We start from the raw sequence: 269 nt of genomic DNA, 5'->3' as shown, positions 1-269 counted from the left end.
ACTTAATGCTAAATTTCATGCGCAAGAGGCTGATATCGTATCAGACGCTGGCCTACCAGGCACAGTAACGATTGCCACTAACATGGCTGGCCGTGGTACCGATATTGTACTTGGTGGTAACTGGCACAGCGAAGTTGAAAAGCTTGAAAACCCAACTGATGAACAAATTGCTGAAATTAAAGCTGCATGGAAAATACGCCATGACGCAGTAATTGATGCAGGTGGTTTACATATTATTGGTACTGAACGCCATGAATCTCGTCGTATAG

At 43.9% G+C, this 269-nt stretch carries 1 protein-coding gene; it reads left to right on the top strand.

Annotated elements, in window-relative coordinates; all coding sequences use genetic code 11:
• Positions 1-269 (top strand): preprotein translocase subunit SecA (locus tag AAEY62_RS22570; protein ID WP_350636653.1); only part of this gene is annotated, 269 nt, incomplete at both ends.

The organism is Pseudoalteromonas sp. GW168-MNA-CIBAN-0100, from assembly GCF_040309225.1.
Taxonomy (GTDB): domain Bacteria; phylum Pseudomonadota; class Gammaproteobacteria; order Enterobacterales; family Alteromonadaceae; genus Pseudoalteromonas; species Pseudoalteromonas arctica.
The sequence above is the reverse complement of the archived record's forward strand: the minus strand, read 5'-3'. Positions and strand labels throughout refer to the sequence as shown.